At 46.4% G+C, this 3,423-nt stretch carries 3 protein-coding genes; 2 read left to right on the top strand and 1 reads right to left on the bottom strand.

Annotated elements, in window-relative coordinates; genetic code table 11:
* Positions 1-28: 28 nt before the first annotated feature.
* Positions 29-568 (bottom strand): nucleotide exchange factor GrpE, encoded by a 540-nt coding sequence (locus Q0C19_RS11625; RefSeq protein WP_295056239.1) that lies wholly within the window; start codon positions 566-568, stop codon positions 29-31.
* Positions 569-737: 169 nt separating this feature from the next.
* On the opposite strand from Q0C19_RS11625, the gene Q0C19_RS11620 reads away from it, so the two are divergent.
* Positions 738-2,135, top strand: a complete 1,398-nt coding sequence (locus Q0C19_RS11620; RefSeq protein WP_295056235.1) for a DASS family sodium-coupled anion symporter — start codon at positions 738-740, stop codon at positions 2,133-2,135.
* 94 nt (positions 2,136-2,229) lie between these two features.
* On the top strand, positions 2,230-3,396 hold the full coding sequence (locus Q0C19_RS11615; protein ID WP_295056232.1) for a hypothetical protein: 1,167 nt from the start codon (positions 2,230-2,232) through the stop codon (positions 3,394-3,396).
* Positions 3,397-3,423: the final 27 nt, after the last annotated feature.

Raw genomic sequence — 3,423 nt, 5'->3', positions numbered from 1 at the left:
TTGACATAATATTTTCCTTGTTTTAAATTTAATTTGCAATAACGACCATTGCATCGCGCAATGTCCGTTCTTTGTATCGAAACCCTTTTTGGAAAGTGTTTACGATAGCTCCGCTTTCATGCTCATCACTGTCTACACGCTGTACTGCATTGTGAATATCCGGATTGAACGGTTCACTTTCATCTACGGGTGTAACACCGTGTTTTTCGAGAACGCTTAAAAGCTGTTTCATTGTCAGCTCGACGCCCTCTTTGAGTTTCTCTAAGAGAACTGCCGGTTCTGCTTCGATAGCCGTTGCGCCGATTGCCATTGAAAGTGAATCCACTACAGGAATCAAATCTTTGGCAAATTTCTCATTCGCATATTCAAGCGCTTGATATTTCTCACGCTCTAACCGTTTTTTGATATTGTCGAAATCGGCATGTACGCGAGCGTACTTATCTTTGAACGACGCTAACTCGGCTGTAATAGTTTCTAATTCATTCATGCTCTCAGCAACAACTTCTTCACCCTCGTTAAGGGCAACTTGTTCTTCGCTGATTTGCTCTTCATTGACTGTATTTGACATGATTTCTAAAGACTCCTTTGTTGAAATCTAGTGTTATTATATTGCATTGAGTCACCTGTTGTCAAGAGGTATGTGAATTTTTTTATGCAAAATAGTTGAGTCTATTGCTATCAACTATAAACAGCCCCCTAAAATGCTATAATAAGTGTTACTAATCAAAAGGGAAAATGTGCATATCAAACGGTTTTATCCTCCGCTATTGTTGATACTCTTTGCACTGGGGGTATGGTTCACCCCCCCTCCCCTCTCTATTTCTCTCTCAACGTGGCATCTTTTTACGATTTTTATCACCACCATCGGCGCTATTTTATTCAACATCCTCCCCATAATCGCCGCTGCCATCATGGCCCTCGCCATTAGTGTCTTAAGCGGTGTTATTGAACCGGCCAAAGCCTATGCCGGATTTTCAGAGAGCTTTATTCTCCTTATCATCGCGGCATTTTTGGTCTCTCACGCCGTCCATAAATCAGGTCTTGGAAAACGACTCTCTTTGCATATTATCCGTAAATTCGGGCATTCGACGCTGGGATTGGGATACAGCGTCATCGCCACCGATATCCTCATCGCCCCTGCGTTCCCCAGCAATACCGCACGCTCCGGTGTCCTCTATCCCATCGTTTACGGCCTCGCACACGACTGCAACTCAAAAGTAGGAGACCATACCCACCGCAGAGCCGGAAGCTATCTGATGATGACTTCGATGGCGGGACTTACGATCTCTTCAGGGCTTTGGCTCACCGCTATGGCGGTCAATCCTGTGGGGGTAGGAATCGCCGAAAAAATGGGGATCCATATCACATTCGGAAGCTGGCTTTTATACGCAATTGTTCCGACGATGATCGCATTTGCCCTCATCCCCTGGATGCTCTACCGTATCTACCCCCCGGAAATGAAAGAGACGCCCGATGCCCCTCAAAAAGCCGCAGTCGCATTAGAGCATATGGGACACATCAGCCGAAATGAGTGGATTACTGCCGGGGTCTTTCTCTCCATGCTCACCCTTTGGGCCCTCTCAGGAGTATTTCCTATCGACAAAGCGGCGGTTGCCTTCGGAGGATTAGGGATTTTGATGGCAACAAAAGTATTCGGGGTCGATGATTTCAGAAGTCAGGGAGAAGCGCTCAGTACCCTCATCTGGTTTGCCATCCTTTTCGGGCTCTCCACTCAGCTCGCCGAACAGGGTTTTATGAACGCGATTGCCGAACATTTTACCCACTATCTTACCGGGCTTTCATGGATATGGGTGTATACACTTCTGATTGCGGTTTATGTGCTGATCCACTACCTCTTTGTCTCTCAAAGCGCTCATTTGTTGGCACTGTTCGGTATCTTTTTGGCCATAGGGGTTCAAGCGGGTGTACCGGGGGAATTAATGGCGATGATGCTCTTATTCGCCACCAATTTTAATGCTACCATCACTCCTCAGGGTTCCTCGTGCAACGCAATCTATCTCAGTTCCGGCTATATCACCGCCCGTGAAATCTACCTTTACGGCGGTGCGGTTACACTGCTGACTTTTCTGATTTTCATGATCGTCGGCACCCCTTGGATACTTGCACTCTCATGAAGTATATTCGCCATTTTCACCAAACCCTACTCGGAAAAATTCTCCTCTCACTGCTGGGGATAATCATAGCCATTGCGTTGGTTTTGTTTTCAGCATGGGGAAATCGTCTCATAACCCCCTAGTTGAAAAATCACTTACCTCTGCCCTCTCTACTCCGATTACGATTCAAGAGTTTGTCCTCACTCGAAACCGTTTCCATCTCCTCTTTCAAGACGGATACGGAAACACCTTCTCCACACAGGGGGGATTCTCACTTTTGACACTTCGTATGTATGCCCATTACCGGCTGAAGTGTTTTCAATACGGCGGTTTTAATCCGCTTCCCTCCCCTTTAAAAGCGGAAGGCTCTCTCAATGGAGGAATCGCCTCCTTCATGATTCACGGATACGGGAATGTTTTTGGAGGAAACGTGCTGTATAAAATTGAGCTTCACCGTTTCCAGCTCGCATCGGTAGATTTGAACGTAGATAAAATCTTTTATCTGCCGCTCATGCAGATGCTTCACTATCCCTCTGATACCGATACGACGCTCTCCGGTGATATTCTCCTTAACGGATTCGATCAACGCGATGTAGAGGGGAAAATTCATCTACTCTCTCAAACACGCCGATTCGTCTCAACCCCTATTTCGGAGGAGAGCAATGAATCGTTTACTTTAAAATCGTTATTGGCGGACAAATACGGAGACGTACAACCTTTTAATGTAAATATCACCCTTGATGCTTCGTTGGCACATGCCGGGATTTTAGAACAATTCGTCGGAATTCCGTTGGGTGGAACCCTGAACTTACATGCCGCTCTCAGCGGAGATGAAAAGTTGCTTCATCTTAAAACCCACACCGATGTTGCCCGCAGTGATACCTCAATGGTTGTCGATATCCCACGTTTGGAACCGTCTCGTATCGCGTTTGACTTCAAACATGCGGATTTGGAAAAGATCTTCACCCTCTTTGCGCATAATGCACCGATATCGGGACAAGGGGATATGTACGGAGAACTAAACACCACCGGCGGAAACCTCAATATCATCATTACAAAAGCCGCTACCGTTCCGAAAGTATTGTTCCAAGAATATCACATAACTCAGCCCCTTACCCGTTTCGATGCGGAAGTGCATGCAGACCTCAGTCAAAAAGGAGTTCGCTACCGCGCTTCATACCGGTCGGATCTGAACCGTATGGAGATAGACAGCACGACAACCCACAATCAAATGCTTCGAGATTTGCTCCTTAGCATACCTAACGGTTCTCCGCATCGCTGAGTGTGAGACAGAGGATCACTTTCTTTC

It is taken from the genome of Sulfuricurvum sp., assembly GCF_023250475.1.
Taxonomy (GTDB): Bacteria; Campylobacterota; Campylobacteria; order Campylobacterales; family Sulfurimonadaceae; genus Sulfuricurvum.
This window is presented reverse-complemented; position numbering and strand designations above follow the sequence as displayed.